The sequence below is a fragment of the Actinobacillus equuli genome (assembly GCF_900636745.1).
GTDB lineage: Bacteria > Pseudomonadota > Gammaproteobacteria > Enterobacterales > Pasteurellaceae > Actinobacillus > Actinobacillus equuli.
Genome location: NZ_LR134310.1, coordinates 1,728,231 through 1,753,284 on the forward strand (window position 1 = coordinate 1,728,231; position 25,054 = coordinate 1,753,284).

23 protein-coding genes are annotated in these 25,054 nt (G+C 41.0%); 14 read left to right on the plus strand and 9 right to left on the minus strand.

Annotation, left to right across the window (positions count from 1 at the left end; genetic code table 11):
• The first annotated feature begins 335 nt into the window (after positions 1–335).
• From malK to malT, 4 genes are all read left to right on the plus strand, one after another.
• Positions 336–1,475, plus strand: coding sequence for a maltose/maltodextrin ABC transporter ATP-binding protein MalK (gene malK, locus EL121_RS08185; RefSeq protein WP_005601766.1), 1,140 nt, complete (start codon positions 336–338; stop codon positions 1,473–1,475).
• 69 nt (positions 1,476–1,544) lie between these two features.
• Complete coding sequence (locus tag EL121_RS08190; protein ID WP_039196034.1) at positions 1,545–2,810, plus strand: maltoporin; 1,266 nt, start codon at positions 1,545–1,547, stop codon at positions 2,808–2,810.
• A 71-nt stretch (positions 2,811–2,881) separates the two neighbouring features.
• Positions 2,882–3,769 carry a maltose operon protein MalM gene (gene malM / locus EL121_RS08195; RefSeq protein ID WP_039196036.1) on the plus strand — a complete coding sequence of 296 codons (888 nt, stop codon included), beginning with the start codon at positions 2,882–2,884 and terminating at the stop codon, positions 3,767–3,769.
• A 114-nt stretch (positions 3,770–3,883) separates the two neighbouring features.
• Positions 3,884–6,601 (plus strand): HTH-type transcriptional regulator MalT, encoded by a 2,718-nt coding sequence (malT, locus tag EL121_RS08200; protein ID WP_039196038.1) that lies wholly within the window; start codon positions 3,884–3,886, stop codon positions 6,599–6,601.
• A 63-nt stretch (positions 6,602–6,664) separates the two neighbouring features.
• Here the strand turns inward: malT and glgP are convergent, their stop codons facing one another.
• The 4 genes from glgP to serB all read right to left on the minus strand — a co-directional run bounded on the left by glgP (position 6,665) and on the right by serB (position 10,828).
• Positions 6,665–9,064, minus strand: a complete 2,400-nt coding sequence (gene glgP, locus EL121_RS08205; protein ID WP_039196040.1) for a glycogen/starch/alpha-glucan family phosphorylase — start codon at positions 9,062–9,064, stop codon at positions 6,665–6,667.
• A 107-nt stretch (positions 9,065–9,171) separates the two neighbouring features.
• Positions 9,172–9,369 carry a DUF5363 domain-containing protein gene (locus EL121_RS08210; protein WP_005620436.1) on the minus strand — a complete coding sequence of 66 codons (198 nt, stop codon included), beginning with the start codon at positions 9,367–9,369 and terminating at the stop codon, positions 9,172–9,174.
• Between the two features lie 48 nt (positions 9,370–9,417).
• Positions 9,418–9,909: a YajQ family cyclic di-GMP-binding protein gene (locus EL121_RS08215; protein ID WP_005598205.1), complete on the minus strand. Its 492-nt coding sequence runs from the start codon at positions 9,907–9,909 to the stop codon at positions 9,418–9,420.
• A 49-nt stretch (positions 9,910–9,958) separates the two neighbouring features.
• Positions 9,959–10,828, minus strand: coding sequence for a phosphoserine phosphatase SerB (serB, locus tag EL121_RS08220; protein ID WP_039196043.1), 870 nt, complete (start codon positions 10,826–10,828; stop codon positions 9,959–9,961).
• A 93-nt stretch (positions 10,829–10,921) separates the two neighbouring features.
• Between serB and EL121_RS08225 the strand changes: the two genes are divergently transcribed.
• On the plus strand, positions 10,922–11,599 hold the full coding sequence (locus EL121_RS08225) for a YtjB family periplasmic protein (protein ID WP_039196045.1): 678 nt from the start codon (positions 10,922–10,924) through the stop codon (positions 11,597–11,599).
• A gap of 91 nt (positions 11,600–11,690) precedes the next feature.
• Entirely contained in the window at positions 11,691–11,909 is a 219-nt protein-coding gene (gene infA, locus EL121_RS08230) for a translation initiation factor IF-1 (protein ID WP_005598198.1), read from the plus strand.
• A 153-nt stretch (positions 11,910–12,062) separates the two neighbouring features.
• Here the strand turns inward: infA and EL121_RS08235 are convergent, their stop codons facing one another.
• The 4 genes from EL121_RS08235 to EL121_RS08250 all read right to left on the minus strand — a co-directional run bounded on the left by EL121_RS08235 (position 12,063) and on the right by EL121_RS08250 (position 16,059).
• A complete protein-coding gene (locus EL121_RS08235; RefSeq protein ID WP_039196047.1) occupies positions 12,063–13,250 on the minus strand; it encodes a BaiN/RdsA family NAD(P)/FAD-dependent oxidoreductase in 1,188 nt (395 codons plus the stop codon).
• Positions 13,250–13,600 carry a DsrE/DsrF/TusD sulfur relay family protein gene (locus tag EL121_RS08240; protein WP_014990959.1) on the minus strand — a complete coding sequence of 117 codons (351 nt, stop codon included), beginning with the start codon at positions 13,598–13,600 and terminating at the stop codon, positions 13,250–13,252. Before EL121_RS08240 ends, EL121_RS08235 begins: the two co-directional genes overlap by 1 nt.
• Positions 13,601–13,699: 99 nt before the next feature.
• Positions 13,700–14,995, minus strand: coding sequence for an NCS2 family permease (locus EL121_RS08245; protein WP_039196049.1), 1,296 nt, complete (start codon positions 14,993–14,995; stop codon positions 13,700–13,702).
• A gap of 62 nt (positions 14,996–15,057) precedes the next feature.
• A complete protein-coding gene (locus EL121_RS08250; protein WP_039196051.1) occupies positions 15,058–16,059 on the minus strand; it encodes an oxidoreductase in 1,002 nt (333 codons plus the stop codon).
• Positions 16,060–16,148: 89 nt separating this feature from the next.
• On the opposite strand from EL121_RS08250, the gene ybaK reads away from it, so the two are divergent.
• From ybaK to EL121_RS08285, 7 genes are all read left to right on the plus strand, one after another.
• Positions 16,149–16,622 (plus strand): Cys-tRNA(Pro)/Cys-tRNA(Cys) deacylase YbaK, encoded by a 474-nt coding sequence (gene ybaK / locus EL121_RS08255; RefSeq protein WP_039196053.1) that lies wholly within the window; start codon positions 16,149–16,151, stop codon positions 16,620–16,622.
• Positions 16,623–16,830: 208 nt separating this feature from the next.
• Positions 16,831–17,124 carry a LexA regulated protein gene (ybfE, locus tag EL121_RS08260; protein WP_014990963.1) on the plus strand — a complete coding sequence of 98 codons (294 nt, stop codon included), beginning with the start codon at positions 16,831–16,833 and terminating at the stop codon, positions 17,122–17,124.
• Positions 17,125–17,134: 10 nt separating this feature from the next.
• The gene (gene fldA / locus EL121_RS08265; protein WP_005621908.1) at positions 17,135–17,659 is read left to right on the plus strand and encodes a flavodoxin FldA; all 525 of its coding nucleotides are present in this window, start codon (positions 17,135–17,137) and stop codon (positions 17,657–17,659) included.
• Positions 17,660–17,686: 27 nt separating this feature from the next.
• Positions 17,687–18,136, plus strand: a complete 450-nt coding sequence (gene fur, locus EL121_RS08270) for a ferric iron uptake transcriptional regulator (RefSeq protein WP_014990964.1) — start codon at positions 17,687–17,689, stop codon at positions 18,134–18,136.
• Positions 18,137–18,316: 180 nt separating this feature from the next.
• Positions 18,317–20,989: a PqiB family protein gene (locus EL121_RS08275; protein WP_039196054.1), complete on the plus strand. Its 2,673-nt coding sequence runs from the start codon at positions 18,317–18,319 to the stop codon at positions 20,987–20,989.
• Between the two features lie 56 nt (positions 20,990–21,045).
• A complete protein-coding gene (luxS, locus tag EL121_RS08280) occupies positions 21,046–21,555 on the plus strand; it encodes an S-ribosylhomocysteine lyase (RefSeq protein ID WP_039196056.1) in 510 nt (169 codons plus the stop codon).
• Positions 21,556–21,659: 104 nt separating this feature from the next.
• Positions 21,660–23,504, plus strand: coding sequence for an ABC transporter ATP-binding protein (locus EL121_RS08285; protein WP_039196057.1), 1,845 nt, complete (start codon positions 21,660–21,662; stop codon positions 23,502–23,504).
• 77 nt (positions 23,505–23,581) lie between these two features.
• Here EL121_RS08285 and hxpB read toward each other — a convergent pair whose 3' ends face one another.
• Positions 23,582–24,232, minus strand: coding sequence for a hexitol phosphatase HxpB (hxpB, locus tag EL121_RS08290; RefSeq protein WP_039196058.1), 651 nt, complete (start codon positions 24,230–24,232; stop codon positions 23,582–23,584).
• Positions 24,233–24,443: 211 nt separating this feature from the next.
• Between hxpB and EL121_RS08295 the strand changes: the two genes are divergently transcribed.
• Complete coding sequence (locus tag EL121_RS08295; protein WP_039196059.1) at positions 24,444–25,007, plus strand: flavin reductase family protein; 564 nt, start codon at positions 24,444–24,446, stop codon at positions 25,005–25,007.
• The last annotated feature ends 47 nt before the right edge of the window (positions 25,008–25,054 follow it).

Below are 25,054 nucleotides of genomic sequence, written 5' to 3' on the forward strand. Positions count from 1 at the left end.
TAGAGATTAGCCATTTTCGTAACGCATAATGAGAAAATTTATCTTTTATTTCATCATCCCCCTTCCTACGCCCTCCCTTTCAATTTATTGATATAGTTCACAGAATTCTTAATGTTTTCTATTTTTGTGATTTCGATCACAAATTTTGTTATTTTTTTTGTGATCAATGTCACAAAAAAGAACAGAAAAAAGTGAATAAAAACATTGAGTTAAGAACTGAAAAAATTTCAGAAGTATGATGTACAAATTAAAGAAATAAGTAAACTAAGTACAAGGTTAGAGTAGGATTGTGAATAAAACTTCATAATTCTTAAATAAGAAAGTGAGGGCAAAAAATGACAGATGTTCGATTAGTAAACGTATGCAAATCGTATGGCAATGTACATATTTCTAAAGATGTTAATTTAGAAATTAAAGATGGCGAATTTGTTGTTTTTGTCGGCCCGTCAGGCTGTGGTAAATCAACGGTATTACGAATGATTGCCGGCTTGGAAGAAATTACCTCCGGTGATTTATTTATCGGGGATAAACGAATGAATGATGTACCGCCGGCGAATCGAAATATCGGTATGGTATTCCAATCTTATGCTCTATATCCCCATCTTTCTGTTGCAGAGAATATGTCGTTCGGTTTGAAATTGGCTGGTGCTAAAAAAGAAGAAATCAATCAGCGAGTCAACCAAGTTGCAGAAATTCTACAACTCGCTCATTTACTAAATCGCAAGCCGAAAGAATTGTCGGGCGGTCAACGTCAGCGTGTTGCAATTGGGCGTACCTTAGTCTCACAGCCTGAAGTGTTTTTATTGGATGAACCGCTTTCAAATTTAGATGCGGCATTACGTGTGCAAATGCGTGTAGAGATCTCAAAATTACATAAAAAACTTGGCAGAACAATGATTTATGTAACGCATGACCAAATCGAAGCGATGACGCTCGCCGATAAAATTGTTGTTTTACAGGCGCTTTCTGCAGGCAGCAATCTTACCACGAACGTTGCTCAAGTGGGTAAGCCATTAGAGCTTTATCACTATCCGGCAAATCGTTTTGTGGCAGGTTTTATCGGGTCACCTAAGATGAATTTCTTGCCGGTGCGAGTGATTGATGTGCGTGAAGGTGGGGTGAAAATTGAATTACCGGATTCAACCCATTTAAATTTCTGGGTACCGGTTGAAAGTGGTGGCGTAAAAGTAGGAGATAACCTTTCATTAGGTATTCGTCCTGAACATTTATTACCGTGTGAACAAAGCGAAGTTTGTATTTCCGGCACGGTAAAAGTAGTAGAACAATTGGGTAACGAAACGCAAGTTCATATTGAAATGCCACCGATTAAACAGAGTTTGGTCTATCGCCAAAATGACATTGTATTAGTGAAAGAAGGTGATTCAATGTCGATTGGTATTAATCCGAATCGTTGTCATCTTTTCCGAGAAGATGGCACGGCATGTAAACGTTTATTTGTCGAGCAAGGCGTATAAATGTTCTTAAGGGTTTCCCTTAAATTTTAATAATGAAAAAAACTGTCTGAAAAGAGAAAGGAGTTTCCTATGAACCTCAATAAAACGATGTTAGCAACTTTAGTTTCAAGTGCTTTACTTTCAACCAGTGCATTAGCGGTTGATTTCCACGGTTATGCACGTTCCGGGATCGGCTGGACTTCGGGTGGTGGCGAGCAATCGGCATTTACCGTGAATGGTGGCGGTTCAAAATACCGTTTAGGTAATGAAGCAGAAACTTATGCGGAATTAAAATTAGGTCAAGAGCTTTATAAAAATGGTGAGAAATCTATTTATTTAGACTCTAACGTTGCTTATTCGGTGAACCAACAAGTGGACTGGGAAGCAACTAATCCGGCACTTCGTGAAATTAACGTACAGTTCAAGAACTTCGCTGACAGCTTACCGGGCGCAACTTTATGGGCTGGTAAACGTTTCTACCAACGTCACGATGTACATATGAATGACTTCTACTACTGGGATATTTCAGGTCCGGGTGCAGGGGTTGAAAATATTGATGTCGGTTTCGGTAAACTCTCTTTAGCGGTAACTCGTAATACTGAAAAAGATGGTGCATATAGTTGGGGTTATGATCCAAAAGAGAAAAAATGGAAAAATAATCAAGACAAAGATGTTTATAACGATGTATTCGATGTTCGTTTAGCAGGCATTGAAACCAATAAAGATGGCTCATTAGAAATCGGTTTTGACTTTGGTAATGCGCATACTAAAGATGGTGCAATCTATGAAAAAGATGCGACTAAACGTGGCTATATGGCAACTATTGAGCACACTCAAGGTAACTTCTTCGGCGGTTTTAATAAATTTACCGCACAGTATGCCAAAGATGCAATGACATCATGGAGTACAGGTCACTCACAAGGCGGTTCTGCGAATAATAAAGGCGATATGCTTCGTTTAATTAACCAAGGTGTTGTACAAGCAAGCGATAAAGTAGAAGTAATGTATGCGTTAATCTACGAAAAAACAGACTTAGATAATAAACGAGGTAAAACTTGGTACTCTGCGGGTGTTCGCCCAATGTATAAATGGAACGATACAATGAGTACCTTATTAGAAGTGGGTTATGACCGTATTAAAGATCAAGCAAGCGGTCAGAAAAATGATCTAATGAAATACACCATTGCGCAACAATGGCAAGCGGGTAGTAGCATTTGGGCTCGCCCTGCAATCCGTGTATTCGGCACTTATGCACACTGGAATGACAAATTTAACACGGCACATCGTACAGACGCTGGTTATAAAGCGAAAGACGGCGAGTTTATCGGCGGTGTTCAATTTGAAGCATGGTGGTAATTGAGCTATTTGGGGCGTATGTATTACGCCCCTTTATACGATGTAACAGATAATTTTTTAGAGAGGCATTTATGAAAACCAAAATTGCAGCATTTTTATCAAGTGTTTTATTTGCATCGGTTGCTATGGCAGCGACACCATCAAAGACAGAACTAAGCCGTTTTGGTTGGCAAGATGTTACTTTCTCACAAAAGATTGTTAATGAACTTTCAGAAAAACAAATCCGTACATTTAGCCAAACGCTGGCAGGCACAAATAGTGCGGTAATCGGTTATAAAATTCCGGCAAATCAAGGTACACTCAAGGTCAAAGTGAGTAGCTTGGTAGTAGATAATGACCATATTTTTGTACCGAATGTCTTAGTTCTGGATGCGAATTTTAATGAGTCGCTAACATACCCCGCTTCGCAATTTAAAGTTGTGGAAGAACGAGGCTTTGAAGGCGGGCAAATTCAAGCGGAATTAAGTTTAACGCCGGCAACCGGACAAGATTTTATTTATTTACTGATCTACACCACTGAAAAAGATCTCGCAGGACAAACGACATTTACTCATCCAGTGAAATTATATGAAAAAGCAAAAGGTAACCAACCGCCTGCAATTGCAGATTTACTGGTAAAACACACTAATTCAGGACAAATTCAAATTAATGTAGATGGTATTCAGAGTACTCAATTTGTCGGTTTAGGCAGTGTTGCTAATGGCGGGGCATTATTTGAAGCAAAACCGACAGTTGCCCAAACAGTGGGGGCTGAAATACAAGCGGTTAAAAATCCGCAAAAAAATGCAAAACCGAAAGCAGTAGAGAAAACCACAGAACAATACTTTAATGAAGCGGTTACGCAAGCATTAAAAAATAATGATATTAGTAAAGCAATGAATTTAGTAAACGAAGCGGAGCAACTAGGGCTTTCTTCACCTCGTCAAATCTTCTTAAAACAAGTTTCTGCTAAAAAATAGATGTTTTTTATCTTTATCCTTTTGCCACTGAATTTTCAGTGGCTTTTTTTATTTCCACTAACTAAATAAGGAGAAAATTGTTAGAATCTCCATATCGTATGTAATGGAGGAAAAATGCAAGCAACATTTTCAAGATTGATTCCAACTAAGCTAATTTCTAGTAAAGTCAATCGAACTGTCAAAGAGACAGAAACCGTTGAACGAACATTACTCTTAAATGAATTAAATCGGGCGGAATTTTACCCGATGACGCTTGTTATTGCCCCGGCAGGCTACGGCAAAACAACGCTGGTTTGCCAATGGAAGGAAAAACAATTAGCGAAAAACCAGCGTATCGGTTGGTACTCACTTGACGAAAGTGACAATAAAACAGAACAATTCTCCGCGTATTTTACCGCTGCACTCTCGCAAGCGACCGACCTCTCTTTTTCCGGAATTGTTTACCAAAATAATTTGGTAGATTATTTCTCTCAGTTATTGGTTCAGCTTTCTCAGGTACGTAGCCATTTCTACTTAGTGATAGACGATTATCATCATATTGAAAATAGCGAAATTCATGATGCGCTTCGTTTTTGGTTAAAGCATCAACCACAGACGATGAGCCTGATTGTCTTATCACGTTTAACCCCTCCGTTAAGTATTACCAATTTACGAATTCATGAACAACTATTAGAAATTGATGTGTATCAGCTGGCATTCACGCCGACCGAAACTCGTCAATTTTTAGCGTTAAAATTTAATGAACCACTTACAGATGATGAGGTATTTTCGCTTTGTGATCGGGTTGAAGGCTGGGCAACGGCATTGCAATTAGTCAGTTTTGCGGTGAAACAAAATCCTGAATTATTGCGTTCTCCGGAAAAATTATTTGCCAAGCTCAATCAACAACATATTGCCGATTATCTGAATGAAGAAGTATTCCATTACGTTGAGCCGGAAATTAAGTTATTTATGCAACGCTGTGCGATTTTACGTTCGATGAATGAAAAATTAGTACTTGCTCTCACTAAAGATGAAAACGGCGTGAAAAAACTCGATGAATTAGAAAAAATGGGGCTTTTTATTCAACGGATCTTACATGATGATGGTGAAATTTGGTGGAAATTTCATCCGATCTTAGCATCTTATCTTGCGCAAAGTTGTCGCTTGGAACTGCCTTGTGAATGGCAAGAGCTACATAAAATCGCAGCGATGATGTGGCTGAAATTAGGCTATGGATCCGAGGCGCTTTATCATGCGCAGATGTTGGAAGATTCTCAAACGCTTTATACCATTTTACAAGAACATGGCTGGTCTTTATTTCATCAAGGTCAGCTTAAGTTATTGGAAGACTGTTTGGTATTACTTTCAGCGCAGCAGCTTTGGCAAGACTCAAACTTAGTACTGTTAAAAGCGTGGCTTGCACAGAGCCAGCACCGTCATCAAGAAGTGTCGGGTATTTTGCAAAAGTTTCAGCCAAATCAACCGCTTGTTGCCGATTTACAAGCACGTTTTGATGCACTAAAAGCACAGGTCGCGATTAATGAGGGTAATGATGAGCAAGCCTATAATTTAGCAAAACAGGCACTTGTTCATCTGTCATCTGATTTTGGTTATGCACAAATTGTTGCAAACTCTATTATCGGAGAAGCGCAACATTGCCGTGGTTATTTGAAAGAGGGTTTGGCTCAAATGCAGAAAGTGGAGAAAATGGCATTGGAGCAAAGGGCCTATCATCAGTGGTTATGGTCGAAGTTGCAACAAGCGGAAATTTTATCGGCACAAGGCTTTTGGCAGTCTGCCTATGATTTGCTAAAAGACACCACTTTACAAGCGCAGCATTTACACCAAATTCCAATGCACGAGTTTTTATTGCGTTTAAAAGGGCAAATCTTATGGGAATGGCATCATTTAGACCAAGCGGAAGCGATGGCAAATGCCGGTATTGAAGTCTTAGAAAAAGAGGGCGAGCAAGCGCATTGTTTGGCATTGTTGGCAAAGGTTTCGCTGACTAAAGGTGATTTAAATAATGCAGGACGTTTGATAGAACAATGTCGCAATTTAATTATTGCTCAGGCGGTGCATTGGGATTGGCGTTCAACTTTTGATGAAGTACAAATGCTGTATTGGCAAATCAGTGATGATAAGTCGCATTTAGAAAGCTGGTTGACACAAGTCAGTTTTCCGGAACAAGACAATAATCACTTTTTGCAACGTCAATGGCGTAATATCGCTCGTTGTTATTTGCTGCAGGATAATTTTGAACAAGCGTTGAATATTTTGAATCGCCTGTTACAAACTTCTGCAACCTTTAATTTAATCAGTGATACGCAACGAGCGCTGATTTTGCGTAACCGAGTGTTTTATCGCCAAGGTAGAATGGATCTTGCACAAAAAGATTTGATTCGAGCGTTAAATTTAACTCAACAAACCAATTTTATCAGTGCTTTTGTGATTGAAGGCGATTTGATGGCACAGCAAATCCGTCAGTTGTTACAAATCAATGTGTTGGATGAACTTTCGACCCACAAAGCGCAGTTTATTTTGCGGAGTATTAACCAGCACAATCGCCATAAATTTGCGCATTTTGATGAAGAATTTGTCGCTAACTTGTTGAAGAATCCACAAGTACCGGAATTACTTAAAATCAGTCCGCTTACCGCGAGAGAATGGCAGGTGCTCGGCTTAATTTATTCAGGCTATAGTAACGAACAAATTTCACAGGAATTGGTGGTAGCGATAACTACGATTAAAACGCATATTCGTAATTTGTATCAAAAAATCGGTGTGGCGAATCGTAGTGAAGCGATTGAATATACACGCAGTTTATTGAGAATGATGGGGTATAGCTAATTTAAAAAAATACTCCCACTAGTGATACCCCTCGCCCACAAAGGGCGAGGGGTATTTCTTTCGTTATCTTTTCCAAATTCTTGTTTGGTAATCACGAATTGAACGGTCTGAGCTAAAGCTGCCGAGACGCGCGGTATTCAGAATCGTAGATTTTAACCAAGCGGTCTGATTTTGGTAACGTTTTGCAACTTCTTGCTGTGCTTCACGGTAGCTTGCAAAATCGGCTAATACGCAGAAATAGTCTTTGTTTAGCAAATCATAAACTAATGGTTCGAAGATTTCTTTATTACCGCCGGCAAATGAACCGTCCGCTAACGCGTCAATCGCTTTACGTAAAACTTCATCTTGTTCGTAATATTCACGAGAAACATAACCTTTTTCTCGTAATTCACGTACTGATTCAACCGTATGACCGAAAATCACAACATTCTCCTCACCAGCAAATTCGGCAATTTCCACATTCGCACCGTCAAGTGTACCTAAGGTAATCGCACCATTTAGGGCTAATTTCATATTACCTGTACCAGAGGCTTCTTTACCGGCAAGGGAAATTTGTTCGGAAACATCTGCCGCCGGAATGATTTTTTCCGCCAGACTTACACTGTAGTTCGGTAAAAATGCTACTTGTAATTTACCTTGCATTTCCGGATCGTGATTGATGACGTGCGCCACATTATTAATCGCTTGAATAATTTGCTTCGCCATAAAATAACCCGGTGCGGCTTTGCCGGCAAAAATAAAGACGCGCGGCACAAATGGCATATCCGGATTGGCTTTCAGCTCTTGATAAGTGGCGATAATATTCAATAAATTGAGGTGCTGACGTTTATATTCGTGGAAGCGTTTAATTTGTACGTCAAAGATCGCATTTTGATTCACTTGGATACCCAGTGTTTCCTCAATCACTTGTGCCAGCGCCTGTTTATTTTGTTGCTTAATCTCAGCGTAAGCTGTCTGAAATGCCGAATTTTCTGCAAGCGGTTCGATTTGACGTAACAGCTCTAAATTTTGTGTCCAGTCGCCTTCAATATGTTGATCGAGTAATGCGCTTAATAACGGGTTAGCTTGACGGATCCAACGGCGTGGGGTGATACCGTTCGTCACATTATGGAATCTGCCGTTAAATAATTTCGCATAAGCAGGGAATAAATCGCTAATCACTAAATCCGAGTGAATTTGTGCTACACCGTTAACCGCAAAGGAACCGACCACGCAAAGATTTGCCATACGTACACGATTATTGGCGATAATTGCCGTTTCGTCCCATACGTTGGCTAATTCATCTTCTGTAAAGCAAGCTTTGACTTGTTGGTAAAGCTCAAGATTAATGCGTTCAATGATGATCAAATGACGAGGCAATAATTTAGCAACAAGGTTTTGATCCCATTGTTCTAGCGCTTCCGGCAACAGGGTGTGGTTGGTATAAGCGAATACTTTTGAACAGATTGCCCACGCTTTTTCCCAGCTGTAACCGTATTGGTCGAGTAATAAACGCATTAACTCAGGAATCGCAATTGCGGGGTGGGTGTCATTTAATTGAATCACTTCAAATTCCGCTAATTGGTCGAGAGTTCTGCCTTTAGCTAAGTGATTTTTGATAATATCCGCTACCGAACAGGCACAATGGAAATATTGTTGCATTAGACGCAATTCTTTACCGTTTTGGTGGTTATCGTTCGGGTATAGCACTTTGGTAATTTTTGACGCATCAATCACCGCAGACTCAGAATCTAAATAGTCGCCGTCATTGAATTTGGCTAAATCAAAAGCGGTTTCACTGTAGCCTTGCCATAAGCGTAACGGTTGTTGTACGCCTTTATAACCGACCACCGGTAAATCAAATGCTTCACCGTAAATTGTCCATGCCGGTTGCCATTCGTATTTATCGCCGGCAATATGATGAACTTCGCCGGCAAAGCCGACTTGTTGGCGGAAATCCGCACGGTGTGACTGTAACGGGAAGAAATCACGCCCCCACGCGTCGCCTTCTTCATGTTGTCTGCCCGCCCAATCAAAGCTTTGTTTGAATAAGCCGTATTGATAATGTAAACCGTAACCTACTGCCGGTTGAGCAAGGCTTGCCATTGAGTCTAAATAGCAGGCGGCTAAGCGTCCTAAACCGCCGTTACCGAAAGCCGGATCAGTTTCTTGTTCTAAAATATCGACTAACGTTTTGCCGTATTTCGCCACTTCATCTACCACATATTGATATACGCCGAGATTCTGTAAGTTATTACCGAGTAAACGTCCGACTAGGAATTCCATTGAAAGGTAATTGACTTTGCGAGTATCAACAAGCGGTGCGTTTTTCGGGAAAAATTGCAAAGCGGCTTGGTGTGCGACTTGTGCTACCAGCTGATACCATTGTTGATCGGATAATTGAGTTGGGTTTAAAGAACGTTCTTCGCAGTAAGCTTGTAAACTGCGTTCAAATAATGCTGAAAATTGTGCCGTGAGCGCCATACATTTTCTCCAGAATGAAAGTAAGAAATTTTTCGCTATTATCAAAAAGCCACTGAATAAAAAAATCCTCCCCGCTAAAATTAGTCAGGGAGGATTTAGTAGTAGGACTAGCTTGAGTGCTGTTCTGTCGCGTTTTTATCTTGTGATTTTGTTGATTTCGGTTCTTTTTCCGGATCGAATTTCACCACCGGCACGCAGCCACGGCAAGCACCTTGGTTTACACCGAGTTCTTCACAAAATTTATCATATTTCGCCAGCATTTTTTTGAACCAGCTTTGTGATGTATCTGACGATTTACCAGACATAGTTCACCTCATCAAATTTGCAAAAAAATTGCAAAATTTAACCGCTTGTTAGTCACGGAAGTTATTAAATTGGAACGGCTGACCAAGTTCTGCGCCTTTTACCAGCTGGATTGCCGCTTGTAAATCATCACGAGATTTACCAGTTACACGTACTTGTTCGCCTTGAATTTGGGTCTGAACTTTAATTTTTGAATCTTTGATCAGCTTTGTGATCTTCTTCGCCATTTCGGTTTCGATACCCTGTTTAAGTTTGATCTCTTTTGAGTAGAGTTTACCGTGATGTTCCGCATCACTTGGAATATCAAGCGAGTTGTGTTCGATACCACGTTTTACACAAGAACCGATTAAAATCTCGATTAATTGCTCTAATTGGAAATCAGATTCGGTGGTTAATTTAATGCTTTCGTTTTTTTCGTTAAGCTCAATAACGGCTTCAACACCACGGAAGTCATAACGGGTGCTTAAAACACGGTTAGCATTTTCAACGGCGTTACGCACTTCGTGCATGGTAATTTCAGAAACGATATCAAAAGATGGCATTTTTTATTCCTCATTATTGAAAACTACGGCTAACACAGTTTGCATTAGCCTAGTTGGATGATACATAGAGATTTTTCGCATTAAGCAGCACGCACAATGCGCTCAAGTCGCCAAAGTTTATCACAAATTTCGCCTGTTCTTGAACTTTTGGTTTAGCGTGCAGCGCAACCCCGAGAGCGGCAGTTTTGATCATTGGTAAATCATTTGCGCCATCACCAATTGCAACCCACTGATTTTGTGGAATATTAAATTGTTCGCCCAATGAGGTTAAGGTTTGCGCTTTATATTGTGCATCCACCACTTTACCCAGCACGACACCGGTTAACTCGCCGTCAATAATTTCTAACTGATTAGAAACTGCATAATCCAACTGATATTTCTCTTTTAAATAGTCGGCGAAATAATCAAAACCGCCCGAAGCAATCGCTAATTTCCAACCGTGTGCTTTTAGTTCGCTGACCATTTGTTCAAAGCCGTCCATCAGCGGTAGCTTTTCTCGTACGGTTTGTAAAATGCTTTCCGGTGCATTTTCCAGCGTACCAACCCGTTTACGTAAACTTTGCTCGAAATCCAGTTCACCGCGCATGGCACTTGCGGTGATTGCTGAGACGATTTCACCGGAACCCGCCAGTTTGGCAATCTCATCAATACACTCGATTTTAATTGCGGTGGAATCCATATCCATAACCAATAAGCCGGCTTCCGCAAGATTCGGCACAATCGCTAAATCCGCCACATCTGCTGCTATTTGGCTTGCTGCTGCTCGTAAATCGCAAGCGGTTAAATTTGTTTCAAAAAATGCAAGGTTATAGCCTAAATAGGCCGCTTGTTTTAACAATTTTGCATCGGTTTGTACTGAGAATTGCTGAATTTGCTGCTTGCTTAGTTGCTTGGCAAAGATAAAAATGGTGTTTGGCATAGTGTTCTCTTTTTAATAGACATTTTGGAATTGTGCATAGATAATGCGTGTTTGAATTATCTATTATCGACCATTTATTAGCAATTAATCTATATGTATTTACCCCGTGAAAAACTCGTGAAAATTGGTTTACTTGCCGGAATTAGTGCCTTATGCGTTATGGTTGTGAGTGTGATTTTAAGCGGCGTTAACCAGTTTAAATTAGGTTCACAACTGGCGAGTGTTAATCAAGTTTCCAACCTTTCGCATTTATTAGTACGCCAGCAAGCGAATTTGTTTTCGTTGATGTTAGTGAAAAATGTAAAAAACGAAGATTTGATCGAAGCATTGGACACGTTTTCGAAAGAAGATTTTGTAATTGATGCCAGTTTGTATTCGCCGTCCGGCACTTTGATTGCCCAAAGTCATAATGCTTTAGAATTTAAGTCGTTACTTAAGCAAGACAAGACGGAAGAGAATGCTCAGCAACTAGCAACCCAACAAATCGTAGAGCCGATTTTTTCTCAGCAAGATTTAGTCGGTTTTTTGCGTGTGACATTTGATGCGGAATATGGGCAAACGACCAAAAGTAAAGTGGAGCGCATTTTCCATCAGCTATATGGCCAACTGATTATTTTAGTCTTGGCAGGCATCTTGCTTGCAAGTAGTTACCATTATTTCTTCCGTCGTAAAAGCGTGGTGATACATTCATCGGTTAAGCTGCCGACAACCAAGACTAAGACCCAAACCCAACGTTTTCATTCACGTCGCCGTACATTTAGACGTAAGTAATCGCTTGGAAATGATTGTAATTTAGGCTGATGAGAGTATAATAAACCCCGTTTTTTTATTTATATCCAAACCCTAATTTAAAGAGGAATCAATGGCTAAAGAAGATTGCATTGAGATGCAAGGTACAATTTTAGAAACCTTACCAAATACAATGTTTCGTGTGGAATTAGAAAACGGTCACGTTGTTACCGCACATATTTCAGGTAAAATGCGTAAAAACTATATTCGTATTTTAACCGGTGATAAAGTAACGGTAGAAATGACGCCATACGATTTAAGCAAAGCACGTATTATTTTCCGTGCACGTTAATTGAAAGCTTAAAACAAAAAACGGAAGTTGAGAAATCAGCTTCCGTTTTTTGTTTTATCCCGTTTGGCTTGAGGTTGTTTTATTGATTTTGAGTAATATTATTCTTCCAAGCCAAATATCCGTGTTCTCAGTGCATTCCGTGGTTTATAAATACTATTTTTCAATAATCGCTTCCGCACAAGCAAAAGCGGACGACCACGCCCATTGGAAATTATAGCCGCCGAGCCAGCCGGTCACATCCAACACTTCACCGATAAAATAAAGCCCTTCGGTATGTTTCGCTTGCATTGTTTTTGACGAAATAAAATCAGTATCTACACCACCCATTGTGACCTCGGCGGTACGATAACCTTCCGTTCCGTTGGGTAAAAATTGCCAATGGTGAATCAGTTGATCTAACTGAGCTAATTCCGCTTTGCTTAGCTGAGCAATCACATTATCTTTGAAATCACCTTGTTCCAACCAAAACTCGACTAATTTTTTCGGTAAGTAACGACTTAATACGGTTTTTAGCTGTAATTTCGGCGAAGATTGACGCAATTCGGTTAAGATTGCTGAAATGTCATCAGAAGGTAACAAATCAATTTCTACCGTTTCACCCAAGTCCCAATAATTAGAAATTTGCAAAATTGCCGGGCCGGATAAACCTCGATGAGTAAACAGCATTTGATTACTAAAACTTTGCTGCCCGCAAGTAGCGCGAATCGGTAACGCAATGCCGGAAAGTGTCGCAAAATGTTTGTCCGAGTCTTTCCAAGTAAAAGGCACAAGGCTTGCTCGTGGCGGAATCACCGGAATATTGAATTGTTCGGCAATTTTATAACCGAATGGGCTAGCGCCTAACGCTGGCATAGATAAGCCCCCGGTGGCGATGACTAAATGCTCGGTTTCAAAGGTTTCACTAGCGGTCTGAATTTGGAAATTTTTTGCAAATTTTTCGACAGAAATGACCGCTTGTCGTAAAAAGATTTCCACTTTGCCTTTGTCACATTCCGCTTGCAGTAAATCGACAATTTGCTGCGAGCTTTCGTCACAGAATAATTGTCCTAATTCTTTTTCGTGGTAGCCGATCCCGTATTGTGCGACTAAAGCGATAAAGTCCCAATTGGTATAACGAGCCAGCGCCGATTTTACAAAGTGTTTATTTTGGCTGAGGTAATGATTCGCCGTAACCTCTAAATTAGTAAAGTTACAAAAACCACCGCCGGACATTAAAATTTTACGTCCGATCTTTTTACCCGAGTCTAAAACGGCGACTCGTTTGCCGGCTTGTCCAAGTTGTGCGGCGCAAAATAAACCGGATGCGCCGGCGCCAATGATAACGACATCAAAATGTTGCATTAGAAATTTAATACCTTGTCTGCTTCGATTGTCCAATCCGCCAGCTCAATCAGTGTACCGATTTCTACACCGTCTGCCAGTGGTAATTCAGTAATGCCACGTGCATTGGTACAGGTTTTACAAAGTTTAACCGTTGCGCCTTGTGCGGTGAGAATTTCCAGCATTTGTTGTAGGTTGTAGCCTTCTGCCGGATTTTGTTTTTTCAAACCTGCCGTGACGGAATCGGACATTAAGAATAATTTGATTTGAGCTTTATGCTGTTCTTGAATTTGTAGCGCTAAACGTAAACCGCTAAATAAAGATTCATTGCCGTAAGGCGCTGAGTTGAAGATAAAGAGGAGTTTTTGCATAAGTGTTCCCTTAAAAAGACGGAATACACAAAACAAGCGGTCTAATTTTGCGTATTTTTCACCAAAGTTGCTGTTTGTGTATTCCGTGGTTAAGCGCTATTAGCCAACCCAAACAAATTTTGCGATAAACAGTAATGATACTACCGCAACAGATGGATTGATTTCTTTCCAACGACCGGTACAAGCTTTCATCACGCAATATGAAATAAAGCCGAATGCGATACCTTCTGTAATTGAATAAGTAAACGGCATCATTGCTGTAGTGATAAACGCCGGAGTCGCTTCGGTTAAGTCATCCCATTTCACTTCAATTAAACTTGAAGCCATTAAAATGCCCACGAAAACTAATGCACCGGCAGTTGCATAAGCCGGAACGACACCAGCAAGCGGCGAGAAGAAAATGGTTAATAAGAATAAGATACCTACGGTTACCGCAGTTAAACCGGTACGACCGCCAACGGATACACCTGAGCCGCTTTCGATATAAGTACTGATTGCCGATGTTCCCATAAATGAACCTGCCATTGCTGCAGTACTGTCCACTAATAAGGCTTGTTTCATACGAGGGAAGCGGCCTTGTTCATCAGCAAAGCCGGCTTTGGTAGTTACCGCAATTAATGTACCTGATGAGTCGAATAAGTTGACTAACATAAAGGAGAAAATAATGCCGAGTAAACCGACATCTAACGCACCGGCAATATCCACCTGACCGACTACCGCATCTAAACTTGGCGGCATAGACATTACACCGTTAAAACTTACCGCAGGGTCAAAAATTAACGCTAATGCAGTGACTACGGCGATAGAAATAAGTACGCCTGAGTGAATGCCTTTTGCGGCTAACACCACAATAATAAAGAAACCTAAGATGCCCATTAATACTTTTGGATCGTGCAGATCGCCCAGTGCAACAAGTGTTGCCGGATTTGCGACTACTAAGCCCATATTTTTAAAGCCGATAAGGGCGATAAATAAGCCGATACCCGCACCGATACCGACACGTAAACCGAGCGGAATAGCCGACATAAACCAATAACGAATTTGTAAAATTGTTAATAAGAATAAACCGACCGAGCCTAAGAAAATAGCGCCCATACCCACTTGCCATGAGTAACCTAATTTTTGTACCACCACAAAAGCGAAAAACGCATTTAAGCCCATTGCCGGTGCAAGTGCGATAGGAAGATTACTGAATAAGCCCATCGCAATCGTCCCGAATGCGGCGATTAAACAGGTGGTGACGAAAACCACTTGGGTATCCATACCTGCTACACCAAGAATAGACGGGTTAACGAACACGATGTAAACCATGGTGAAGAAGGTAGTAATACCTGCCACGATTTCTGTTTTGGCATTAGAGCCTTTTGCGGATAATTGGAACAAACGTTCTAACATAAAAACCTCAAATAAAAGGAAAGAAACCACGGAGCGATTTACTTATTCCGTGGCGAATAAAATTAATATTCCAGCACTAAGTTGAGCAGCTGAATCGCTAAAAACGCTAAGCTGAATTTCTGTTCGTCAGCGACAGACCAGAATTGCACTTCGTTTTCCGATTTTGCTAATAATTGGCTGATTTGAAGTAAGTTTTCTTCTTCGTTTTCACCGTTTTTAACCGGTGTCATCACGCTTTCTTCATGGAAGCGTAGCCAATTTTGTTGTTGCCATTCTGCGCTAACACTTTCAACGTCCAATTGATATTCCGAATGTAAGGTGACCATTTGTGAAATACCGTAAAAGACAGGTGTTTGCACCGAATGGAAGGTGGTGGAAGCGGTTAAATTCGGTAAAACTTTTGCAAGTTGTAATTCGAAAACACGAGAGAACGGTAATTTTTTCTCTTCGCCTTGCACGTTTGCTGGAACGGTATCAAATGCGATACGTTCCGCATTTTCATCAAACGGAATACCGTTTAATAAACGAGCGGTTTGACCGGCAAGTTCTTTAACTTTTTCATCACCGAAATATGCCGCCGGTAATAAAGACGTGACAAAAATATGGCTTAACGGCTGAGCTAAGAATGGTTTGAGGGCTAAGGCTAATTGTGAAATTTGCGGATTAGCCAGAGCAACGATATTACGTTCACGTAAGTTTGCGATCGCTTCGTCATTTACGCTTGGCACGACCACCGGCACATTGGCAATTAATGCAGTGATGCCGTAAAGATCAAGTACGATACAACCGGCTTGCACCGCTTGTGCCAAAATTTCGGCTTGCGCCATTTTTCCGGCAAAGAAAACGTGGCTGAAATCCGCCCAATTTACTTCATCAAGTGCAATTTGCTCGATCGCTTTGCTGCCCATATAAAGGGATTGTTCTTCACCGAACGGCTCGATTTCGATCGCAGAAATATTGTCTAAACGCAAATCACTCTCTGCTAATGCTTCAAGTAATTTTGATGACAAGGTAAAATCAGCGGCAATAGCTAAACGGATATCTGATGTAATTGAATTAGACATAGGTGAGTTGCTCCTTTTTTATACGCTTAATTTAGCGTAACGCACACACAAAGGGAGTAATTGTACAATATTTTTAAGAGGAAAAACTAATGACCCCGGCAATAAATTTATTAAAAAAACAAAAAATTGCACATACGCTTCATCCTTATGAACATGATCCGAATAACACCAATTTCGGGCAAGAAGTGGTGGAAAAATTAGGCATTGATGCCAATCAGACATTTAAGACGTTATTGGTGGCGGAAAATGGTGATCAGAAAAAATTAGCGGTGATGGTTGTGCCGGTTTCGCATACGCTAAATTTAAAACGTGCGGCGAGTGCGCTCGGTGTGAAAAAAGTGGAAATGGCGGATAAAGATATCGCCCAAAAAACGACTGGTTATTTGCTGGGAGGAATTAGTCCGCTAGGTCAGAAGAAACGTTTAACCACCGTGATTGACAGCTCCGCACAACAATTTGCCACGATGTTTGTTTCCGGCGGTAAGCGAGGCTTAGACGTGGAGCTTGCGCCGCAAGATTTGGCAAGTTTGCTAAACGCAACTTTTGCCGATATTAAAGAGTAACAAGCGGTTGATTTTGGACGGAATTTTGCACAGCAAATAAAAATCTACGCTTTCTGAAAAGTTCCGCAAATCCAATGTAAATTTAGGGCGTGCAATTTCCAAGACTAAATTAGTATGGTATAGTTCACACCTCATTAGTTAGTAGCGTCTCATTCTCAATTAGAATTATCTATTGGAATGATAGGCAAATATCTCTCGTGTGGAACAAATGGCAAAACAGGACGCAGATTGTATAACGCTAGATCTGTTCGCAACCGTGCCAAAAGTTGGGCGACCACGCACTAATCCTTTAAGTCGGGAACAACAAGTTCGAATTAATAAACGGAACCAGCTTAAACGAGATCGTTCGTCCGGGCTTAAACGTGTTGAATTAAAACTACATTCGGACTTAGTGCAGACTTTGGAAGAGGAAGCTTCCCAACGTGGAGTGACACGCGGACAGTTAATCGAAATTATTTTAAATGATTATATCGGCAACAATTTCGCCGACTTAGAAAAATAGGTAAATTCAAATGGCAGTGGTAGGTTTATTCTACGGTAGCGATACTGGTAACACAGAAAATATTTCAAAAATGATCCAGAAAGAACTTGGTGCGAATTTAGTGGATATTCGTGATATCGCGAAAAGTACCAAGGAAGATATTGAGGCTTACGATTTCTTATTATTAGGTATTCCGACTTGGTATTACGGCGAATCTCAAGCAGACTGGGATGACTTTATGCCGACTTTAAAAGAGATTGATTTTAGCGGTAAAGTTATCGGTATTTTCGGTTGTGGTGACCAAGAAGATTATGCGGAATATTTCTGCGATGCAATGGGAACTATTCGTGACGTAGTAGAACAAAATGGTGGAGTGATTGTTGGTCATTGGTCAACAGAAGGCTATAGTTTTGAAGTATCTCAAGCGTTAGTTGATGAAAATACATTCGTTGGTTTATGTATCGATGAAGATCGCCAACCTGAATTAACCAGTGAGCGCGTAAGCCGTTGGTGTAAACAACTTACTGAAGAAATGTGCTTAGATCAATTAGCATAGTAATTGGATAGACAAAGGGTGACAGTTATGTCTGAAGAGAATACAAAACTTCTTAAAAGTGTTGGCTTAAAAGTAACCGAGCCTCGCTTAACCATTCTTGCGTTAATGCAACAACATCGCGATCAAATGCAGCACTTTTCTGCAGAAGATATTTACAAACTCTTATTGGAACAAGGTTCTGATATCGGTTTAGCAACGGTTTACCGTGTATTAAACCAATTTGAAGAGGTTGGTATTTTACTTCGCCATAACTTTGATGCGAACAAAGCGGTATTCGAGCTTAACGTAGAGCAAGAACACGACCATATTATCTGTATGGATTGCGGTAAGGTATTTGAATTTAAAGATCCGGATATTGAACGCCGTCAGCGCGAAATCAGTCAACAACACGGTATGGAATTAGCGACTCACAGCTTATATCTCTATGCTAAATGTAATGACATTGCGCATTGCGATTCGTCAAAAGATAAAAAATAATTGATTTTGAATCCGTGAAATCGGTAGATTTGTATGGATCTCTAGCAAAATATACCGAAGGTTTTTGAAACCTTCGGTTTTATGCTATCTAAAGGATGCTAAAAATCGCTTACAAGCGGTCATTTTTAGTTTGTTTTTTACGAAAGTAAACCACTAAAGTTGTCGAGATAAACGATAGATATGACAGATGAAAATGCTTTAAGCTCCGTACCGGCAAAGGTGCGTCAGCCTCGTAAAATTTCGCCATTTTGGTTGTTACCGATTGTTGCGTTTGCTATCGGTTGTTTGCTCTTTTTTCAGATTTTGAAAGAAAGAGGTGAGACAATTACGATCCGTTTTAACGAAGGTGATGGTATTACCGCCGGTAAAACGGTGATCCGTTACCAAGGCTTACAGATCGGTCAGGTGAAAAAGGTATATTTCGTAGATGATCTGAAAAAGGTAGAAGTGCAAGCTGAGATCAATCCGGAGGCTAAGAGCGTATTACGTGACGATACAAAATTCTGGTTGGTTAAACCGAGTGCTTCTATTGCCGGTGTTTCCGGGCTGGATGCGTTGGTTTCTGGTAACTACATTACGCTTTTGCCGGGTGAAGGCAAAAGTGCGAATGAGTTTATTGCAGAAGAAGAGCCGCCTGCGGTGGCGGTAACCGACGGTGATTTATTAGTTCGTCTGATCTCGAATGATTTGGGGTCAATTACCGTTGGAGCGAGCGTTTACTTCCGTAAAGTGCCGGTCGGAAGTATTGCCGATTACCGTTTTACCAATGATCAAAAGAAAGTTGAAATTGATGTTGTTATTGATAAAAAGTATGCCAATCTTGTGAAACAAACTTCACATTTCTGGAACATCAGCGGCATTAATGCCAACGTCGGTCTTGGTGGTGTATCGGTGAATGTAGATAGCCTTGCCTCAGTTGTACAAGGTGCGGTGGCATTTGATTCGCCGGATGATTCGTTACAAGCGGATCAAGGGCAAAAATTCCAATTGTATGAAAATTTAAGTTCGGCAAAGCGAGGTACGGAAGTAAAAGTGACTTTGCCGATTATGCAGAATCTTAAAGTGAATGAAACACCGGTATTTTTCCAAAATATGCAAGTTGGTGTGCTATCGAACTTAGAACTTTCGGTGCCGGTTGATAGTAATAATGCACAAACAAACGCTGAAAATCCTCAAGATAAAGGTGTGATGAAGGGCACATTATTGATCGATCCTAATCATATCGATTTATTGCGCCAAGGCAGTAAAATTTTACTGAAAGAGCCTAAATTTAATTTAAATAAAGAGCAAATTAGTAAAATTAATGAGCTTTTCCGTGGTCTGTATTTTGATATTGAAGCGGGTAAAGGCGAGCCTAAACTTGAATTTGAAGTGCAGAAGGAAGCGGATTATTTACTTTCTCGCCCGAATTTACTGGCGTTAACCTTTACTGCGCCGCAATCGTATAGCGTTGATCAAGGGCAAGGGATTTACTATAACGATGTACAAATCGGTGAATTGCTGAAACGTAAGTTAACTTTGGACGGGGTAACCTTCCAAGGCATTATTTATCCGCCATATCGCCATTTAGTTGCTGGTAACAGTAAATTTGTTGCGATTTCAAACTTAGATGTATCGGTCGGTTTAGACGGAATGCGAGTACAAGCCGGTTCACCGACGGATTGGTTAAAAGGCGGTATTCGACTATTAACGGACAAAGCGCAAGGCGAGGCCAAAAAGCAGTATCCGCTTTATAAAGATGTTGAAAGTGCCGAAGCCGGTATTGTTGATGATCATAAAAAGACAACTTTAACCTTATCGGCTGACGATTTATCCGGTATTGATAAAGGCTCTGTGGTGCTTTATCGAAATTTCCAAATCGGTGAAGTACTGAAAGTGCGTCCTCAAAAAAGTAAATTTGAAGTCGATTTATTTATTGAACCGGCGTATCGCCATTTACTCAGTGATAAGAGCCGTTTCTGGATTGAGCCGGCCGTTTCTGCCGAGCTTTCAATGAAAGGTTTGAATGTACAAGCCGCACCACTTATGCGCACTTTGAAAGGCGCAATTAGCTTTGATAACGGCGGTACTAAAGGTGATAAAACCTTATATGCCAGCCAAGCAAAAGCGACTTCGGGCAATACGCGTATTACGTTAATCGCTAAAGATGCCTCCAAACTTTCAAAAGGTATGGACATCAAATATATGGGGTTAACCATCGGTCAGATTGAATCGCTTGAGTTACAAAATGCAAAGAAACAGATAAAAGCGACCGCTTACATTGATAGCCAGTATTATGCTTTGGTGGCAAAAGAGGGCAGTCGATTTAGTGCGATCTCAGCGGAAATCACCACCAGCGGCGTTAAAAATATTGATGCGGCGTTACAAAATTACATTAATGTCGATGTTGGGAACGGCAATCGCAAAACGCAATTTAATTTAAGCGATACCGATACCAACAAAACCATTTATGCAAATGGCTTCCCAGTGATTGTCGAAACTAGTGATGCGCGTGGGATTGAGGTAGATGCACCGGTGCTTTACCGAGGTATGCAAGTGGGGATCGTTAAGCGTCTAAACTTAAGTGAATTAGGCGACAGAGTGATGATTCACGTGAGTATTGAAAGTAAATACCAACATTTGGTGCGTAATAATACTGAATTCTGGGCGGCTTCCGGCTATACCATGGATGTCAGCCTACAAGGGGTGAGTATGAATTCGGGAACAATGTCGCAGTTATTAAAAGGCGGTATCGAGTTCTCAACTCCATCTGGCAGAGTGGTTCAGCCGCAAGCGAAACCGAATCGCCATTTCTTATTACAACGTAAGGTTCCGCAAGAAGCCCCTGAATGGGATCAAGGAATCGCAGAATAATTTCAGAATATGGGGGAATTATCGTTACCCCTTTAAATTTTAAATTGGAGTAAAAAATGCCTTTATTAGATAGCTTTAAAGTTGATCACACTCGTATGAACGCACCGGCAGTGCGTGTTGCAAAAACGATGACGACGCCGAAGGGCGATACGATTACCGTATTCGATTTACGTTTTTGCCGTCCAAATATTGATATTTTACCGGTGCGTGGTATTCACACGATGGAACATTTATTTGCCGGCTTTATGCGTGATCATTTAAATAGCGAAAATGTGGAAATCATTGATATTTCACCAATGGGTTGCCGTACCGGTTTCTATATGTCATTAATCGGTACGCCAAGCGAAGCGGAAGTCGTTTCGGCATGGACTAAATCAATGGAAGATGCGTTACATAAAGTGCCGGATGTGTCAAAAATTCCGGAATTAAACGAATATCAATGCGGCTCTTACAAAGAGCATTCGCTTGAAGAAGCGCACCAAATTGCTCGTGATGTGTTAGCCAAAGGTATTGGCGTAAATCGTAACGAGGATTTAGCGCTTGATGAGAAATTATTAAATCCATAGTCATTCAAAAAGGCGTAATTTTTATTACGTCTTTTTCTTCTGCAAAATATATTCTAATTTTGACAGACGCACATTGCGTCTTTTAGTTTTTTCAGGAAAGTAAGATGTTAAACAAAATTTTCAGCTGGTTTGAGGCGAGAATCGAAACCTATCCGGAAGAAGCGCCTAAAACACCGAAAGCCGGGATTATTCCGTTTATTTTTGAAGCGACCAAAGGTATGCGAGGCTATTTAGTTATGCTGACCGTGTTAGTCGCTGCTGTCGGGATTATCGAAGCGGTATTGTTTCAGTTTATGGGCGAATTGGTTGACTGGGTAGCACAATATTCTCCGACGCAACTTTGGGCGGAGAAAAGCGGTAGTATTATTGCGATGTTTTGCATCGCTTTGTTAGGGATTTTATTCGTATTTCTAGCGAGTAGCATCCGCTTTCAATCGTTACAAGGCGTATTTCCAATGCGCTTGCGCTGGAATTTCCACCGCTTAATGCTCGGTCAGAGTATGGGCTTTTATCAAGACGAATTTGCCGGACGAGTTTCGGCGAAAGTGATGCAAACCGCTTTAGCCGTACGTGATGTGATTATGACCTGTGCGGATATGTTGGTTTACGTTGCGGTTTACTTAACTACCTCAAGTGTGATCTTATTGCAGTTTGACGGTTGGTTATTTGTGCCGTTTATTCTATGGGTTATTGCTCTCGCGGTGACGATCCGCATTTTCGTACCGAAATTAGCGGAAGCGGCGCAAGAACAATCTGATGCACGCAGCTTAATGACCGGTCGTATTACCGATGCTTATTCAAATATTGCGACGGTAAAATTGTTCTCACACGGCAACCGTGAGTCGGCGTATGCGAAAGAATCAATGCAAGAATTTATGGTCACCGTACATAAACAAATGCGTCTGGTAACCGTCATCGAAACCCTTACTAATGCGATGAGTATCGGTTTAATCGTTGCAACCGCCGGTATCGGTTTATGGCTATGGGGTGCTGAATTGGTTACTGCCGGTGCGATTGCCACTTCAACTGCTTTAGCTTTACGTATCAAAGGGTTATCGCAATGGATTATGTGGGAATTTGCCCGTTTATTCGAAAACTTAGGCACGGTGCAAGACGGTATGCAAACGTTATCAAAACCGCATACGGTAGTGGACAAAGCGGATGCAAAACCGTTGGAAGTTAGCAAAGGTGAAATTAAATTCGAGCACGTCAATTTTGCGTATGATCCGAAAAAGCCGTTGCTTAAAGATTTTGAATTAACCATTAAAGCCGGTGAAAAAGTCGGCTTAGTCGGACGCAGCGGTGCAGGTAAATCCACGCTCACTAACTTATTGCTACGTTTTTACGATATTCAAGACGGTTCAATTACGATTGATGGGCAAAATGTACGTGATATTACCCAAGAGAGCCTCCGTTCACAAATTGGCTTAGTGACGCAAGATACTTCGTTATTACATCGCTCAGTGCGTGAAAACTTACTTTATGGTCGCCCGAATGCAACTGAAGAAGAAATGTTGAAAGCGGTAGAAAAAGCGGCAGCAGCGGAATTTATCCCGAATCTACAAGATGCAAAAGGCAGAACCGGTTTTGATGCGCACGTGGGGGAGAGAGGCGTAAAACTTTCCGGCGGCCAGCGTCAGCGTATTGCGATTGCGCGTGTGATGTTAAAAGATGCGCCGATTCTGTTATTGGATGAAGCAACCAGTGCGTTGGATTCGGAAGTGGAAGCGGCGATTCAAGAAAACCTAACCGAGCTAATGGACGGCAAAACAGTAGTGGCAATTGCTCACCGTCTTTCAACCATAATGGCGATGGATAGACTGATTGTATTGGATAAAGGTGAAATTGTGGAACAAGGCAGCCACGAAGAATTACTGGCACAAAACGGTGTTTACGCCAAACTTTGGGCACACCAAAGCGGTGGTTTCTTAGCTGAAGATATTCACTAACAATTCACTTGTAACAAGCGGTCGGAATTTGCAAAAAATTTGCAGAATCCGACCGCTTGTCATTTATGCGCCAGTCATTAAAGCTGTGCTAAAAACGACTGATTAATCTCGTTCATTTTTGCCAATTTAAAGTCCGCTAATGCCCAGTAATTTTCATGAAATTCTAGTGGATTTGGGATCACAATACAGCTCATCGAAGCTGCTTTCACTGAGATCATGCCCGTTTTAGAATCTTCAATCCCAACACATTCGGCGGGAGCGATTCCTAAGCCTTGTGCCGCTTGTAAATATACTGCCGGATGAGGCTTGCTATAAGGCAGCTCCGCTCCGGAAGCGATATAACTGAAATAATCGGCAATGCCGCAGCTTTTAACAATGTTTTCCAACATATAGCGTGGTGACGCGGAAGCGATAGCGATTTTTATGTCATTTTGTGCAAGTAATTCCAAGGTTTCCGGTACGCCATTCATCAGCGGTTTCGCTTTTAAAATATTACTGATTGCCGCATCTAATAGTTCTTGAGCGACTTTTTCGATATCCAAAGGCTTTTGGTACAATTCACTGGCATATCGTAATACTGGCGCGGATGGCATTCCTCGAGTACAGGCAAGTTCTTGTTCGGTAATCGGAATACCATAGTGATGTAAAAGATCTAACTCTGTCTGTTGCCATAAGGGTTCTGAGTCAATCAGCACACCGTCCATATCAAAGATAAATGCTTTTTTCATAATTTTTCCTTACTTGTAAACATAGCGCTAAATATTGTACAAGCTTTAATCTATTAGATTGAAATACTTATTTCATTTCTCTTAGCAACGATCAAAAAGCGGTGAGATTTGCCTGATTTTTTACGATGCTAAAATCAGTATGTTTTATGCTGAAACCGTGTGTACAATATAGCTTACGTTTTATTAATTAGCTTATTTACTAGGAGAAAATATGGCGATTGTTTCTGTTCCGGTTGAAAAATCATATCGTTTACTCAATATCGGCCCGACAACGTTAGTTTCAGCAAAAGCGGATAACATTGAAAATGTCATGGCGGTGGCTTGGTCTTGTGCCTTGGATTACGGCCCGCTTTCTAAGGTTACGACCGTATTGGATAAGCAAGCTTTTACACGAGGTTTGGTTGAGAAAAGCGGTTTATTTGCAATTCAAATTCCGGTAGCAAATCAAGCGGAATTAGTGCTGAAACTCGGTTCGACTTCACGTCATAGTGACCCTCATAAATTGGATAATGTTGAGATTTTTTATCAAGACGGTTTTGATATTCCGTTGGTAAAAGGTTGCGCCGGTTGGATTTTATGTGAATTGATTCGAAGCCAAGAGAATCAGCAAGAGCATGATCTTTTTATCGGAAAAGTATTAGCAGCGTATGCAGATGATCGTGTGTTTAAAGATAACCATTGGATTTTTGACCAAGCTGAAAATGACTTACGCACACTGCACTACGTTGCCGGAGGGCAGTTTTATTTGATTGGCGAAAGTTTGGAAGTGAAATAGCGCTTTCATGCTAGCGGCTAATGACTAGCTCGCCAAAAAGTAGCATA

Excerpts from the sequence above, each read along its gene's own strand:
- EL121_RS08240 (WP_014990959.1), bottom strand. The coding sequence starts at position 13,600 with ATGCAAAAACTCCTCTTTATCTTCAACTCAGCGCCTTACGGCAATGAA.
- EL121_RS08215 (WP_005598205.1), bottom strand. The coding sequence starts at position 9,909 with ATGCCATCTTTTGATATCGTTTCTGAAATTACCATGCACGAAGTGCGT.
- luxS (WP_039196056.1), top strand. The coding sequence starts at position 21,046 with ATGCCTTTATTAGATAGCTTTAAAGTTGATCACACTCGTATGAACGCA.
- EL121_RS08210 (WP_005620436.1), bottom strand. The coding sequence starts at position 9,369 with ATGTCTGGTAAATCGTCAGATACATCACAAAGCTGGTTCAAAAAAATG.
- fldA (WP_005621908.1), top strand. The coding sequence starts at position 17,135 with ATGGCAGTGGTAGGTTTATTCTACGGTAGCGATACTGGTAACACAGAA.
- serB (WP_039196043.1), bottom strand. The coding sequence starts at position 10,828 with ATGCCAAACACCATTTTTATCTTTGCCAAGCAACTAAGCAAGCAGCAA.
- EL121_RS08225 (WP_039196045.1), top strand. The coding sequence starts at position 10,922 with ATGTATTTACCCCGTGAAAAACTCGTGAAAATTGGTTTACTTGCCGGA.
- ybfE (WP_014990963.1), top strand. The coding sequence starts at position 16,831 with ATGGCAAAACAGGACGCAGATTGTATAACGCTAGATCTGTTCGCAACC.
- malK (WP_005601766.1), top strand. The coding sequence starts at position 336 with ATGACAGATGTTCGATTAGTAAACGTATGCAAATCGTATGGCAATGTA.
- EL121_RS08235 (WP_039196047.1), bottom strand. The coding sequence starts at position 13,250 with ATGCAACATTTTGATGTCGTTATCATTGGCGCCGGCGCATCCGGTTTA.
- infA (WP_005598198.1), top strand. The coding sequence starts at position 11,691 with ATGGCTAAAGAAGATTGCATTGAGATGCAAGGTACAATTTTAGAAACC.
- EL121_RS08190 (WP_039196034.1), top strand. The coding sequence starts at position 1,545 with ATGAACCTCAATAAAACGATGTTAGCAACTTTAGTTTCAAGTGCTTTA.
- hxpB (WP_039196058.1), bottom strand. The coding sequence starts at position 24,232 with ATGAAAAAAGCATTTATCTTTGATATGGACGGTGTGCTGATTGACTCA.
- glgP (WP_039196040.1), bottom strand. The coding sequence starts at position 9,064 with ATGGCGCTCACGGCACAATTTTCAGCATTATTTGAACGCAGTTTACAA.
- ybaK (WP_039196053.1), top strand. The coding sequence starts at position 16,149 with ATGACCCCGGCAATAAATTTATTAAAAAAACAAAAAATTGCACATACG.
- EL121_RS08250 (WP_039196051.1), bottom strand. The coding sequence starts at position 16,059 with ATGTCTAATTCAATTACATCAGATATCCGTTTAGCTATTGCCGCTGAT.
- EL121_RS08285 (WP_039196057.1), top strand. The coding sequence starts at position 21,660 with ATGTTAAACAAAATTTTCAGCTGGTTTGAGGCGAGAATCGAAACCTAT.
- fur (WP_014990964.1), top strand. The coding sequence starts at position 17,687 with ATGTCTGAAGAGAATACAAAACTTCTTAAAAGTGTTGGCTTAAAAGTA.
- malT (WP_039196038.1), top strand. The coding sequence starts at position 3,884 with ATGCAAGCAACATTTTCAAGATTGATTCCAACTAAGCTAATTTCTAGT.
- EL121_RS08245 (WP_039196049.1), bottom strand. The coding sequence starts at position 14,995 with ATGTTAGAACGTTTGTTCCAATTATCCGCAAAAGGCTCTAATGCCAAA.
- EL121_RS08275 (WP_039196054.1), top strand. The coding sequence starts at position 18,317 with ATGACAGATGAAAATGCTTTAAGCTCCGTACCGGCAAAGGTGCGTCAG.
- malM (WP_039196036.1), top strand. The coding sequence starts at position 2,882 with ATGAAAACCAAAATTGCAGCATTTTTATCAAGTGTTTTATTTGCATCG.
- EL121_RS08295 (WP_039196059.1), top strand. The coding sequence starts at position 24,444 with ATGGCGATTGTTTCTGTTCCGGTTGAAAAATCATATCGTTTACTCAAT.